Source organism: Variimorphobacter sp. HTMS_6, assembly GCF_059717775.1.
Genome location: NZ_AP046094.1, coordinates 2660501 through 2675323, shown reverse-complemented (window position 1 = coordinate 2675323; position 14823 = coordinate 2660501). Strand labels below are relative to the sequence as shown.

Annotated in this window: 12 protein-coding genes; 9 read left to right on the top strand and 3 right to left on the bottom strand. The window is 37.7% G+C overall.

Annotated features, from left to right (window positions below; translation table 11 throughout):
* Positions 1-50: 50 nt before the first annotated feature.
* The 5 genes from AC6IWN_RS12105 (at position 51) to AC6IWN_RS12085 (ending at position 6538) form a co-directional block, all read left to right on the top strand.
* Positions 51-848 carry a hypothetical protein gene (locus AC6IWN_RS12105; protein ID WP_497987671.1) on the top strand — a complete coding sequence of 266 codons (798 nt, stop codon included), beginning with the start codon at positions 51-53 and terminating at the stop codon, positions 846-848.
* Positions 849-1117: 269 nt separating this feature from the next.
* Positions 1118-1876: a 23S rRNA pseudouridine(2604) synthase RluF gene (rluF, locus tag AC6IWN_RS12100; protein ID WP_497987670.1), complete on the top strand. Its 759-nt coding sequence runs from the start codon at positions 1118-1120 to the stop codon at positions 1874-1876.
* Between the two features lie 82 nt (positions 1877-1958).
* Positions 1959-3935 carry an NAD-dependent DNA ligase LigA gene (gene ligA, locus AC6IWN_RS12095; protein ID WP_497987669.1) on the top strand — a complete coding sequence of 659 codons (1977 nt, stop codon included), beginning with the start codon at positions 1959-1961 and terminating at the stop codon, positions 3933-3935.
* 198 nt (positions 3936-4133) lie between these two features.
* On the top strand, positions 4134-5039 hold the full coding sequence (gene metA / locus AC6IWN_RS12090; RefSeq protein ID WP_497987668.1) for a homoserine O-acetyltransferase MetA: 906 nt from the start codon (positions 4134-4136) through the stop codon (positions 5037-5039).
* Between the two features lie 92 nt (positions 5040-5131).
* The gene (locus AC6IWN_RS12085; RefSeq protein WP_497987667.1) at positions 5132-6538 is read left to right on the top strand and encodes a sensor domain-containing diguanylate cyclase; all 1407 of its coding nucleotides are present in this window, start codon (positions 5132-5134) and stop codon (positions 6536-6538) included.
* Here AC6IWN_RS12085 and AC6IWN_RS12080 read toward each other — a convergent pair.
* Entirely contained in the window at positions 6531-8108 is a 1578-nt protein-coding gene (locus AC6IWN_RS12080; protein ID WP_497987666.1) for a putative polysaccharide biosynthesis protein, read from the bottom strand. The two genes, AC6IWN_RS12085 and AC6IWN_RS12080, sit on opposite strands and share 8 nt — an antisense overlap.
* Before the next feature lie 301 nt (positions 8109-8409).
* On the opposite strand from AC6IWN_RS12080, the gene AC6IWN_RS12075 reads away from it, so the two are divergent.
* Genes AC6IWN_RS12075 through mnmA form a run of 4 tightly spaced genes read left to right on the top strand, consistent with a single transcriptional unit; the run spans position 8410 to position 11738 of the window.
* Positions 8410-8880: an RrF2 family transcriptional regulator gene (locus AC6IWN_RS12075; RefSeq protein WP_497987665.1), complete on the top strand. Its 471-nt coding sequence runs from the start codon at positions 8410-8412 to the stop codon at positions 8878-8880.
* Between the two features lie 26 nt (positions 8881-8906).
* A complete protein-coding gene (gene nifS, locus AC6IWN_RS12070; RefSeq protein WP_497987664.1) occupies positions 8907-10085 on the top strand; it encodes a cysteine desulfurase NifS in 1179 nt (392 codons plus the stop codon).
* Positions 10086-10128: 43 nt separating this feature from the next.
* A complete protein-coding gene (gene nifU / locus AC6IWN_RS12065) occupies positions 10129-10566 on the top strand; it encodes a Fe-S cluster assembly scaffold protein NifU (protein WP_497987663.1) in 438 nt (145 codons plus the stop codon).
* Positions 10567-10610: 44 nt separating this feature from the next.
* Positions 10611-11738, top strand: a complete 1128-nt coding sequence (gene mnmA, locus AC6IWN_RS12060) for a tRNA 2-thiouridine(34) synthase MnmA (protein ID WP_497987662.1) — start codon at positions 10611-10613, stop codon at positions 11736-11738.
* A gap of 246 nt (positions 11739-11984) precedes the next feature.
* Here mnmA and AC6IWN_RS12055 read toward each other — a convergent pair whose 3' ends face one another.
* Both AC6IWN_RS12055 and AC6IWN_RS12050 read right to left on the bottom strand, forming a co-directional pair.
* Positions 11985-12806, bottom strand: coding sequence for a histidinol-phosphatase HisJ family protein (locus AC6IWN_RS12055; RefSeq protein WP_497987661.1), 822 nt, complete (start codon positions 12804-12806; stop codon positions 11985-11987).
* 107 nt (positions 12807-12913) lie between these two features.
* Positions 12914-14686, bottom strand: coding sequence for an Rqc2 family fibronectin-binding protein (locus AC6IWN_RS12050; RefSeq protein WP_497987660.1), 1773 nt, complete (start codon positions 14684-14686; stop codon positions 12914-12916).
* Positions 14687-14823 lie beyond the last annotated feature (137 nt).

Genomic DNA, 14823 nt, shown 5'->3' with positions numbered 1-14823 from the left:
AGAATGTTATTAGGAAATTAAGTAAGTCATAACCAGTCAAGGAGAAAATCATGAATCTTAAATATAAAAAAATAATATTCTTCACTATTTTAAGTACAATCGGGATCGGAATATTGACTTTATCAATTGGACGAACTCAGCCACAAGCAAAAGAAAGTATGAAGAATGATACTACTGTAGAAGTACAATCTGAAAAAGATGACGATAAATCGGGGAATGATACGAAATCACCAAGTACTACCGTAACGTCGGCTCCAACCGCGTTACCAGTGAATAATCTTCAAAAAGATGCTTATCCTGAGATAAAAACTTTATTCCAAGAATTCTACAAAGCAAAGAATAGCCGTAATGTAGATGAAATCAAGAAGTTATTAAGTGATTCTACAAAGGTAGAGTCTAAGGCTGATCTTCAGAAGAAGACACAGTTTATTGAAAGCTATAATAAGATTACGACGTATACCAAGAAGGGTTATATCGAAGGAACATATATCGTATTTGTATATCACGAGATTAAATTTAACGGTATTAATACAGCAGCTCCTGGATTATCAAAATTCTATGTTGTTACCGGTAAGGATAATAAGTTAAAGATTTTCTCTGATAAGATGGATGAAGCTACTCAGACTTATTTTGATCAGCGTAATAATGATGATGATGTAAAAGCAATTATTGATATGACGAATGAGAAGAGTGATAAGGCAGTAAAGAAGGACAAGGATCTTCAAAACTTCTGGAAAAATATTGATAAGCTTGCGAACAAAGCATCCGGTAATTCAGAAGTACCGACAAAGAGCCCTACCAAAGCACCAACAAAGGCGCCTACAAAAGCACCGGCAAACAATAATTAATATACTGCTAGCACCACAAATAGCAAAATTGTATAAATGAGATAAGAGCTATATAAAAATAATAATTCCCTTATGTTATGTGTAAGAATTATTATTTCTGTATAGCTCTTTTGTGTATTGTACAGGATTACTGTACAGCGATTCAACTGTAATTACTATATAATTCATTAAGCGATACATGAATTGGCAGAACCTGAGAAGGGAAAAATAGTGGACGAAAGATAATGAATCAAGTATAATTAGTTATTACAAAAACGATGGAGGATGCTATGCCAAAAAGGACAAAACGATTAACTTCACAAGAGGTGGAACAGGATGTAATAAGAATTAATAAATTCTTAAGTGAAGCGGGTGTATGCTCCAGAAGAGAAGCGGACCGTTATATTGAAGAAGGCAAAGTCAAAATCGATGGGGTGCTGGCACAGATGGGTTCCAAGGTTGGTCAGGACAGTGTGGTTACCTTTTGCGGGAAACCTGTTAAAAAAGAAGAGAAGTTAGTTTTAATTGCCTTCAATAAACCGGTAGGGATTGTTTGTACTACGGATTCGAGTGAACCGGATAATATCATAGATTATATCAGTTACGGAATGAGAATATTCCCAATCGGACGATTAGATAAGGAATCGGAAGGACTGATTTTACTTACCAACGACGGAAATATAGTGAATAAGATTCTTAGAGCGGAAAATCATCATGAAAAGGAATATATTGTTACGGTCAATAAAGAGATAACCGCTGATTTTATGAAAAAGATGTCAGGAGGAATTCCGATTCTTGATACAGTAACAAATCCCTGTAAAGTTAATCAAATTGATCGATTTACCTTTACAATCATATTGACTCAAGGATTGAACCGTCAGATAAGACGAATGTGTGAACATTGTGGATATAAAGTGACAAATTTAAGACGAGTTCGTATTATGAGTATTCAATTAGGAAGATTAAAGCCCGGTGACTATCGTAATGTTACAGAGAAGGAAATTGAAACTCTTAACAAACAGATCAATCAAAGCAAAAGCCGTAAATAATTATTCGGAAGGTTATAATTAAGACATCATTTGGGCTATAAGAATGATAAGATAAAGAAAAATGAAACTGGAGAAGTATATCATGGAAAGAACAATAGAAAGATATAAAGAATTAGTGTCTCTTGTGACAAAATATAATAAGCAATATCATGAAGAGAATGGTTCGGAGATTTCTGATTATGAATTTGATATGCTCAACAAGGAATTAAAAGAGATTGAGGCAGAACACCCTGAATGGTTGATTACGAACACTCCGACGAAAAAGGTCGGAGGTAAAGTAAAACGTGAATTTGGCGTTACTGTTACTCATAGAGTACCTATGCTTTCCATAGAAGATGTATTCAGTCATCAAGAAGTGATGGATTGGGTTAGGGATGTAAAAAGAATTCATCCGGATGCACTTTTTTCTGTTGAGCACAAGATAGATGGGTTATCAGTAACACTGCGTTATGAGAATGGAAAACTGACAATTGCGGAGACGCGTGGTGATGGTTTTGTTGGCGAAGATGTGACATTGAATATTCTTACGGTACAAGATGTAGTGAAAGAAATTGAACTTCCGGAGTATCTAGAAGTCAGAGGCGAAGTGTATATGAGCCATGAGGATTTTGATCGCTATAATGAAAGACAAGAAGAGCTTGGTAAACCATTAGCTGCGAATCCAAGAAATCTTGCAGCTGGTACGTTAAGACAATTGGATCCGGAGATAACGAAAGAACGTGGTTTACGTATGTTTATATTCAATATCCAAGATGGTTCTGAAGCATTAATGGCAAATCATACGAAGGGCTTAGATTTACTTGATAAGTTGGGGATAAAGGTCGTACCACATAAGTTATGTACTACAGAAGAGGAGATTTTGCAAGAGATTGATAAGATCGGGGATTCCAGAGGGAATTATGATTATGATATCGATGGTGCAGTTATTAAGCTGGAACAAATCACATACCGCAAGGAATTCACCTCGGGAAGTAAGTATTCAGCTGGTCATATAGCGTACAAATACCCCCCGGAAGAAAAGGAAACAAAGTTGATTGGAGTTGATTTGGCGGTCGGTCGAACCGGCAAGATTACGGTAACCGGAGTATTAAAACCGGTAAGACTGTGTGGAACAACGGTACAAAGAGTAACACTCCATAATCAGGATTTCATTAATGAGAAGCAAGTAGGAATCGGAGGAACTTACCTAATCTATAAATCAGGGGAAATCATTCCGGCGTTAAAACAAATGGTGAAACAACCAGAAGAGATTTATAAAATTCCACAAGAGTGCCCTGTATGTGGACAGCAAGTAGTAAGAGAACTTGGTATGTCAGATATCAAATGTGTTAATCCATCTTGTCCGGCCACTTTGGTTCGTTCAATCTCGTTTTTTACATGCAGAGACGCGATGGATATTAAGGCATTCGGAGAAACCTATGTTCAAACCTTAGTGGATGAAGGATATCTTCATAGTTATGCAGATATTTATCATCTGAAAGAGCATCGTGATGAATTAGTGCATAAGGGATTGATCGGGAAAGAGAAGAATACGGATAAAATCTTACAGGCGATTGAAGATTCTAAGAATAATGATCCAGTGAAATTATTAATTGGGCTAGGGATTAATAATGTTGGCAAATCTACTGCTAAGGAGATAATGAGAAACTATTCGGGAATACCTGCTCTTACAAAAGCTACGATAGAAGAACTCAGAGGAGTTCAGGATATCGGGGAGATTACTGCAAAAAGCATCGTGGAATTCTTTGATAATCCTACCAACAAAGAGATAATTGAGGATTTAACGGCAAGCGGCGTGAATATGGAAGTGAAGAACGATTCAAATGCAACAGATAAGTTAAACGACAAGAGCTTTTGTGTTACAGGTACACTTTCTACCATGGGCAGAAAAGATGCGGAAGCGATAATTGAAAAAAATGGAGGCCGAATAGCCGGAGTATCGAAGAAACTAGATTATCTAATTGTAGGAGAGGATGCTGGATCGAAATTGGAGAAGGCAAAATCTTTGGGTATCACCATTTTAACAGAGGAAGAATTTAGATCTATCATAGGAATATAAATTTAAGTACCTTTGAAACTTTCCGAAGAAACTATTTTATCATGGTATCTTTTGGGGAGTTTCTTTTATAAAACGAATACAATATTCATCAATCTATCACATATGATTGGAATTGACGAATATTGGTTGATTTATGAAAAAAAGCATGCTATTATTAGATTAATTCTGAATAAAATTACAAGAAAATGGGGATTGCCTATGCCTATAAGAATTCAAAGTGATTTACCTGCAAAAAAAATATTAGAAGATGAAAATATTTTCATTATGGATGAGAGTAGAGCGACTCATCAGGATATCAGACCTTTGAAGATCGCAATCCTAAATTTAATGCCAATAAAAGAAGATACAGAGGTACAATTACTTCGAAGTCTTTCGAATACACCGCTTCAAGTAGATGTTACTTTTTTGACAACAAGTTCCTATACGGGATCCCATACTCCAACCAGTCATTTGGATCAATTCTATCTTACGATCGACGATATTAAGGATAAGAGATTTGATGGATTGATTATTACCGGTGCGCCGGTTGAACTGATGGAGTTTGAAGATGTAACGTACTGGGATGAGTTGGTGAAAATCATGGAATGGTCTAAAACGAATGTAACTTCAACATTACATATCTGTTGGGGAGCTCAAGCGGGGTTATATTATCATTACGGTATTAATAAGGAGACACTGAATGATAAGGTGTTTGGTATCTTTAAACATAAAGTTTTAAGAAGAAAAGTTCCGTTTGTCAGAGGCTTTGATGATGTATTTTATGCACCTCACTCAAGATACACCACGGTATCCAGGGATGCGATTCTTGCCAACAGCGAATTGGAGATTCTTGCTGAGTCGGAAGAGGCCGGGGTATTTATCGTAATAGCGAAAGATGGAAAACAGATATTTGTAATGGGACATCCGGAATATGACCGCATATCTCTGGACAAAGAATATAAAAGAGATGTATTAAAAGGATTAGAGATCGCATTACCTAAGAATTATTATCCGGAGAACCAACCGGAACAACGTCCAAACTTAGTTTGGAGAGCACATGCTAATGCAATGTACACAAATTGGTTAAACTACTACGTTTATCAGGTTACTCCTTATGATTTATAGGAGCTCTGATAAGGAACAGAGTAACTCCATATGATTTGTTAATCATTTGGTTTTTTACTTGGGGGAAATGCCTTTCGGCATTGGAGGATATTATGGAAAGATTAATGAGTGCATTTCAAGATCCAGCTATATTGTTTACACTTATATTGTTAATCATAAGCATATGTATCATCGTGGTAGCAATTATATTACTTTATCGTTTGGAAAATGAGAAAAGAATTACGAAAGCAGCTGTTGAACTTAGAAATATTACGAATAGTTTTCATGCAGGATTAGTTCATTTCTTGTTAGAGGATGATTTAAGGATACTTTACACGAGTATGGGGTTTTACAATATTTTAGGTTATGACAAGACGGAAGTAAAGGATGTTAATAAAACTTCCTTGTTGGACTTTATAGATCCGGAAGATAAATCGTTTGTTTCAGAAATCTGGAAACAGATTAGTGAGGAGACGATTCATTGTGATGTAAGGTTGGTCAATCGAGACGGAGCCTTAGTTAATATGTTAATGACCGGAAACAGTTCAATTGGTAAGGATGGGAAGCATACCTGTTCTGTGGTATTTGTCGATATGACAGAGCAAAAGAAAATGCAAGAGAAGATACTGATTGAGAGCGAACGCTATCGTATTGCTACGGAGCTCTCGCAGGATGTCATTTTCGAATATGATGTTCCTACTGATTATATGGTATACACAAATAAATACACAGAATTATTTGATAAGCAACCAAAGGTACAGTCATTTATTATGACATGTGATCAACGAAGAGATTCGATTCATCCTGATGATTGGGGTGTTTATCTAGAATTTTGTCAGCACTTGATTGAAGGAAAAAGCATTATTGAGTCCGAGTACCGTATCAAGGATCGCCTTGGCGAATATATCTGGTGCCAGATCATGGGTAAGACGATTTATGATGATAATAAGAAACCAATTCGTATTATCGGTAAAATCGTAAACATTGATATGCAAAAGAGAGAGCTGGAAGCATTAGAATATAAAGCAACTCGAGATCCATTAACGGGTGTATATAATAAAGAAGTTACGATCAAGAAGATTGATAAATATATAACAGGTCACAAAGTGGGACAACATATGTTAATGTTCATTGATTTTGATGACTTTAAGAGCATTAATGATAATTTCGGTCATTTACAGGGTGATAAGGTTTTAATCTTTGTGATTAATCGCATTAAAGAAATCTTCACGGAAGGTGAAATTATCGGACGTATCGGTGGAGATGAATTTGTAGTATTTTCAGGAAATATTAATGATGTGGAAGAGGGCTTATATAAGGCTTCCAAATTGAAAAAAGAGCTTGATACCACATTGGTCTGCGGTGGTGATTCCATTCCGATTTCAGCAAGTATCGGCATGGCGATGTACCCGGAAGACGGTTTGTGCTATGAGCAATTAATCGATAGGGCGGATCAAGCTCTTTATCGTGTCAAGGAACAGGGGAAGAATAATTATTTACTCTACTCCGCCGTTACCTAAAATCTTTTTTTGATACAGAACCAACGATTGTTAATAAGATCATGCAGATGACGCATAACAGGAAGCAAAAGGTCAATAATAAGGCCACTTCATTGGTATGTGTCATTTTTTTTACGTATTCATAACCCGTATTGAATAAGAAACTGCAAAAAACTGTAACAAGTGTAGGCTTAACAATAGAGTTCATACTATCCAGAGTAAAATGGACATATCGGATCACTGCAATCGCATCCAGCCCAGTGATTATCAACTGACCGACTAGGAGCGCGATCAAGTAGCCATTAATTCCTTTTGATGGTATTAAAATTACAATTAGTATGATTTTAAACACGGTTCCAATTACGGAGTTAATGAAGGTAACGTGAGTCTTGCCAAGACCATTTATTATACTACCCAGTGTTGTTGTTAAATAGATAAAAGGACAAAGCCAGGCTAGTATAACAAGGTAGGCACCGGAGGATGCGTTGTGAAATACGGTAGTTCCTAAATCGTTGCCGTATATAATAAACAGCCCGGTACTAATGATTCCGATAATTAAGCTGTACTTAATAGATATTTCAGTAGTTTTTCCAATCAGTCGATCGTTATTAACCGCCTGAGCCTCTGATACGGTAGGTAATACTAATACAGCCAAGGCGTTAATCACTGCGGTTGGAAATAGGATAAATGGAAGGGACATTCCATTTAAAACACCGTATATGATCAATGCCTCCTGAGTGGATAGTCCATAACGACGCAGCATTGCTGGTATCAGGATGGCTTCAATACTATGTAAAATGCTTAGGAGCAGGCGGTTCGCGGATAGTGGAACGCTTAATTGTAACAGGTCTTTTAATATAACCCTTCTTCTACTTTCCACTGCGTTAGGATCCGGTCCCGATACGATAATTTTAGTTGGGGATTTCGTAACGTATAGGGACATGACATTGTAAAAACAGGATGCGATTTCACCAATTACCACACCGATGACTGCAAGCTCACAGGTCACTTTACCGTCACCGTTCCCGAGATAAAAAGCTACTATGTACACGATTATAACTCGAGCAAACTGTTCTATTAATTGTGTGATTGCTGGCACGCCAGCTTTCTTGAGTCCATAATAGTAACCGTTAATACAGGCAGTGATACCACAGAATGGGAATGCTAACGCAAGGATTCTTAAAGAATCAGCGCTTCGTCGTTCCATAAGAAAACGCCAAGCGATAAGATCAGCGTAATTATAAATTAAAAATGATAAACCGATTGCTAAGAATATCGAGAGAAAAATACTGATTCGAAGAATTTTACTCACATTTTTGGGGTTGCGTTTGCCGATTTCTCCTGCAACGAGTCTTGATATTGATGTCTGAATACCTGCAGCAAAAATTGTATAACATATTCCAAATACCGGAAAGATAAGCTGATAGATACCTAACAGCTCTGCTCCCATTGTATTTGATAAGAATATACGATAAAAGAATCCGATAAATCTTGTTACAAATCCGGCTAAAGTAAGAACCAAAGTTCCCTTTACAATATTACTTCGTTTCATTTTACTAATCTCTTGTGCTGAGAGAGCTTTTTTGTCCATAGAACATCTCCAATACAACGCTAGCATTTGATCCATGCTCATCTATTCATAGTAAATATATTTCCAAGTTTAAAAACTTATGTTTAGATGGCTAAGAAAGAAATTAAATAAATATTTTAGCAAATACTATGAAATAATATTGACAGAAAGTTGGAAGGGTGCTATATTATAACCGAGTAAATTAATAGGAAATAAAATACTAGGAAATAAATTAGTAGGAATTAATGGAACTGGTATTGTATTTCTGCATAAATTAAAGCAAGAGTAATTCGATATTAATATAGATAAAAGAGGTGAGATTATGTTGCTATCTACGAAGGGTAGATATGGATTAAGAGCAGTTCTCGATTTGGCTGTACATGCAGATGAAGATACGGTAGCATTAAGTCAAATTGCTGAGAGGCAAGGAATATCAATTAGCTATCTGGAACAGTTGATAGCAAAGCTTAAAAAGGCCGGTATAGTAAAAGGAATTAGAGGGGCACAAGGTGGATATATGCTAGCTGTACCCGCAAAGGATATATCGGTAGGAGCAATCCTTAGAGCTTTGGAAGGAGATCTCAGTCCGGTTGATTGCTCTGAGGTCGTCCAAGGAGACAGTATCTGTACTAGCTCGGATTCTTGTGTAACAAAATATGTATGGAAGAGAATTAGTGATAGTATTAATGAGGCAGTTGATTCGATAAAATTATCTGAGTTAGTAGATGAGAGTAAGAGAATACAAACTAATTCGGCACATACGGATACAAAAGCAAAACAAACATGTGGTTAATTTAGATGTGGATTAGGAGATGGCGTATGGATAAGAAAATATATCTTGATAATGCAGCAACAACAAAAACTAGACAGGAAGTTGTAGAAGCAATGCTTCCTTACTTTACTGAATTATATGGCAACCCTTCCAGTGTATATGAATTTGCTGCTCAGAATAAGAAGGCAGTTGATGAAGCGAGAGGTACCATTGCAAAAGCCCTTGGTGGAGAGAATGCTGAAATCTACTTTACAGCCGGTGGAACGGAGTCCGATAACTGGGCTATAAAAGCGGCGGTAGATGCTTATGCAGATAAAGGCAATCATATTATTACTTCAAAGATTGAGCATCATGCGATTCTTCATACCTGCGAATATCTTGAAAAACATGGCGTGGAAGTTACTTATGTAGACGTAGATGAGAATGGTGTTATTAAGTTAGATGAGCTGGAGAAAGCAATCAAACCGACAACAATATTAATTTCTGTTATGTTTGCAAATAACGAAATTGGTACCATGCAGCCTATCAAAGAAATCGGTGAAATAGCAAGAAAGCACAATGTAATCTTTCATACCGACGCAGTACAAGCATTTGGCCATGTTCCGATTGATGTAAACGACTTAAATATTGATATGTTAAGTGCGAGCGGACATAAGATCAATGGTCCAAAAGGAATTGGCTTCTTATATATCAAAAAGGGATTGAAATTACGTTCTTATGTTCATGGTGGTGCGCAGGAGAGACAAAGAAGAGCCGGAACCGAAAATGTACCCGGTATCGTTGGATTTGGTAAAGCAGTTCAAATCGCAATGGATACAATGAAGGAAAGATGCGATAAGGAAACAAAGCTTAGAAATCTTCTTATGAAGAGAGTCCTCGAAGAGGTTCCATTTGTAAGAGTAAATGGTGATAAATCAAGACGACTTCCGAATAACGCGAATTTCAGCTTCCAGTTCATTGAAGGTGAATCTTTATTGATTATGTTAGATATGAAGAATATCTGTGCATCCAGTGGTTCAGCCTGTACATCAGGTTCATTAGATCCATCCCATGTACTTCTCGCTATCGGTCTTCCACATGAAATTGCACATGGTTCCTTAAGACTAACTGTCAGTCATGAGAATACAGACGCCGAGATTAACTATACCGTGGATCAAATCGTAGAAATCGTAGATAAATTACGCAAAATGTCTCCTCTATATGAGGATTTCATGAAGAAAAAATAACACACTTAACTAACAAATTACTTTCATTATAGGAGGAAATAGTATGTATACAGAAAAAGTTATGGATCATTTTACAAACCCAAGAAATGTTGGGGAGATAGAGAATGCAAGCGGTGTAGGTACTGTAGGAAATGCGAAATGTGGAGATATCATGAGAATTTATCTTGATATTGATGAAAGCGGCATCATTAATGATGTAAAGTTTAAAACCTTCGGATGTGGTGCAGCGGTAGCTACCAGCAGCATGGCAACTGAACTTGTGAAAGGCAAGACTGTTCAAGATGCACTTGAAGTAACCAATAAGGCTGTTATGGAAGCACTTGACGGATTGCCTCCGGTTAAAGTACATTGTTCCTTACTTGCAGAAGAAGCGATTCATGCTGCACTTTGGGATTACGCAGAAAAGAAAGGCATTAAGATCGAAGGACTCGAAAAACCGAAATCAGATATCCATGAAGACGAAGAAGAAGTAGTATACTAATTAGATCCGGTATGTTCATAACAGAAACCGGCATGGAGGTATGAATGGAAAAGGTAGTAGTTGGAATGTCTGGCGGTGTGGATTCCTCTGTCGCAGCACATCTGCTAAAGAAGCAGGGCTACGAGGTAATCGGCGTTACGATGCAGATATGGCAGGATGAAGACGTCTGTTCCATGGAAGAGAATGGCGGTTGCTGTGGTTTGAGTGCTGTAGAAGATGCAAGAAGAGTGGCATCCGCACTGGACATTCCGTATTACGTTATGAATTTTAAAAAAGAATTCAAAGAAAATGTCATTGATTATTTTGTTGAGGAGTATCTGCAGGCCAGAACACCGAATCCCTGTATTGCTTGTAATCGATATGTAAAATGGGAATCCTTATTAAAACGTTCGTTGGATATCGGGGCTACCTATATTGCAACGGGACATTATGCTAGTATCACAAAGCTTCCTAATGGAAGATATACGATAAAAAAATCTGTTACCCCAGCAAAAGATCAGACTTACGCTTTATATAATTTAACGCAGCACCAATTAGCACATACACTGATGCCGGTTGGAGATTTTGCAAAGGATGAGATTAGAACCATGGCTCAGGAGTTGAATCTTCCTGTAGCGAATAAGCCGGACAGTCAGGAGATATGCTTTGTATCGGATAATGATTACGCCGGATTTATACAGAATTATTTGGAAGAGGAGAAAGCATCAAACGAAAACTCCAATAATAATTCTATCGCTAAGGAATATAAAGGTTTGACACCGGGTAACTTTGTAAATACGGCAGGTGAGGTTATCGGCAAGCATAAAGGACTTATCCATTATACCGTAGGGCAACGTAAAGGGTTAAATCTAGCTATGGGTCGCCCGGTATTTGTACTAGAGTTGAGGCCGGAAAGCAATGAAGTTGTGATTGGTAACGGAGATGAAGTATTCTCAGATCGATTACGTGCAAACCGCTTAAACTTTATGGCAATTGAAGATCTTGATGGAGAAATGGAAGTGGATGCAAAAATCCGTTACTCTCATAAGGGTGCGAAATGCGTAATCAGAAAGACCGGAGAAGATGAGGTACTATGTATCTTTGACGAGTCTCAGCGTGCCATCACACCCGGACAAGCTGTAGTATTCTACCAGGGAGATTATGTGGTTGGCGGCGGCACAATCATGAAGTAATATAGAATTGATAGTCATCAAAAAGCAACAACTTTATCCAAGCGGAACATGTTGCAAGTGATCTGTGAAAAATATATATACTATACGTGTATCGAAAGAAATGTGATACATAGATTCAAAAAGCAACTGTATGAAGTCGTTGGTGCTTGGGCCATGTGTTTTATGGCCTTATGCACCACTACGAACTTCATCCAAGCGGGAGCGTGTTGCGATTGAACTATGTATCACATTTCTTGATTACACTACCTATAATTTTTCATAAATAGCTTCCCCGCCTTCAAAGGTCGCATAATAGCGAAAGCCCGCGCTTTTCAAAAGATCGGGTACACGGTGGAAATCATAACATAGATGTTCCGGCTTATGAGCGTCGGAACCGATCGTGATCAGTTCACCTCCCAGTTCCCGGTAACGCTTGATGATTTCAAGCTTTGGGTGAGGATATCCAAGACCATATTTATAGCCTGCGGTATTAATCTCAATACCTTTGCCATAGGATATGATGGTCTTTAACACTTCATCCAGAATATCTGCATAATCAGAGTATTGATAATCTTCCTTTACAAGTGCTTTTGACTGTCCCGGTACATAACGGATGATGTAATCGATATGCCCATAGATATGAAAGCCCTGGAAGGATTTACAGTTTTCGATGATCGTTTCAAAATAACGGTGGATTCCTTCTTGCTTTGATTTTCCCTCCCAGTATTGTGGGAAGTAAGGATCCTCGTGATCAACAACATGGGTGGAGCCGATAATAAAATCAAAGGGATGGCTTTTAACGAGGGAGGTTAAGCGGTCGGATAGATGTGGCTGCAGCCCCAATTCTATTCCAAACAAAAGCTTGATTTGTGTAGCATACTTTTCTTTTAAGTGCTCTAGCTTTTTAAAATAATCATGTTCATTAAAAACAAAGTCCAAATCACTGACGGGTGGATAATCATAATCCATATGATCGGTGAAGTAGAGCTTTTTAAGACCAAGTTCAATAGCTCGGTCAATCATTTGCTCCATAGGAGATTGGGAATCACTTGAGAATTCTGAGTGAACATGGCTGTCAGCTATAATCATAAGAATATCCTCCTAATATCTTGAAAGAGGTTGGATAGTATGTCGGCACGAATTGCATTGTAACATCCATTCTCCATCTTTCATCATAATCTTGCTCCATAAAAATACTAAGGAATCTGTTGGATTCCGGAGATATCGGTTGGTGAAACCATGGAATAATTCGTATAATACACCACAAACCCAGGCTTAGAACCGGAAGGTTTTTTTACATTTTTCTTTAAGGTGTAATCAATCTCTACCTTATCGGAATCTCTTCCACTTGAATAATGTGCGGCAAGACGTGCTGCTTCCTCGTAAGTACGATCGGGCAGTTCTTTATTATCTGCCTTAACGATGACGTGGGAACCACCTATTTTCTTTGCATGAAACCACCAATCACCACCTTCTGCGAACTGGAAGGTAAGCTCATCATTCTGGTAATTATTCTTGCCGACATAGATGTGATACCCGTCAGAGGATAGATAGTGAAAGGGTTTGCTCTTACTGTTAACTTTTTGTACATAGCCCTTCTTGCTCTGTCTGTTTGAACCGTTCACAAATTTACGTCGGATATAACCGAAATCGGATAGCTCACGCTTGATTGCAGCAAGATCATTTTCCTCTGTAGCAATCTCTAAAGAGGACTTGATGGATTCCAGATGCTCCATCTCATCAGAGGTTTCCTTGATCTGAGTGGATAAGGCGTCATAGGTACGTTTTAATTTATTATATTTTTCAAAATAATGCTTTGCGTTATCTATTGCTGACAGTGTCGGATCGAGTGGTATGTTGATTTCTTTATCGTCATAATAATTGATTGTGGATAAAACCTTTGCTCCTGGTTCAAGACCGTAACCATATGCGGTGATTAGCTCTCCGTATACTTTGTATTTATCTCGTTTTTCAGTATCCTTGAGCTGTTTTATCTGCAGATCATATTTTTTGCCGGTACGTTCAATTGCAGTTGTTACGATTTTACGAAGATCAACAGATTTTTGACGGATTCTTGTAAGGGCGTTTTTCGCCGAGTAAAAGGTTTCTAATAAATCAGAGATAGAAGCAAAGCTTTTTACCTCATGGTTGGTGTAAGAATTCAGTGGTACGCTGGAAAATTCAATCGGAGCTCCGTCGGAGTATACGATATTTGGAGAAAAAGACGCAATCTTTACCTCCTCCATTAATCTGGATAAAACATTATAAAGATGCAATCCAACATCTTCAGTTAAGGCCTGGGTTGGCTCTTCCCCGTCTATAGAAGCGCGGTAGCAGATCTCATTGGCAAGTAGAGGGCTGATACCAGTTAAGCCGGTATAGATGGCTTTGGCGATGGGGTGAGGTTTGGATAGAATATAATCCCCAAATTCCTTATAGGTGATGGATAACGGATTATATTTTTCTATGGTAACGGGCACAAAATAAGGACGTCCGGGTAATACCTCTCGAACAGAACTTACAAATTGATTGATTCTTTTAATGCTATCAATTATCGTCATATCTTCATCGCAAAATATGATATTGCTGTGCTTACCCATTAGTTCGAAAATAAGATATTTAACCTTCTCATCACCCATTTCATCCAGATGCTCAACTTTAAAATGAATGATTCGTTCAAGACCCGGCTGGCTGATATCTAAAATCTTAGCGCTGTTTAAATGCTTACGAAGCAGCATACAAAAATTTGGCGCAGTAAGCGGACTGGGCTTTGAATTTTGAGTGAGATAGATCAGAGGGAGCCCGGCCCCTGCTGACAAGAGAAGTTTGTATTGTTCTCTGCCCTGACCTTTAATTGTTAGGATAAGCTCATCTTTTTCCGGTTGAGCGATTTTATTAATTCTGCCACCTAATAAGGTTTTACGCAGTTCATCAATTACATTAGCAATAACGACACCATCAAATGCCATAGTTCATTAATCTCCTTATCTATATAAACTTCAATTGTATCAATGTTATGTCAATAAAAAAGCACTTAAAAATAGAAGGTGCTTTGTACATTTAATTATTCAAGAATTATAGCATAATCTTTCCCAAATGGATACCC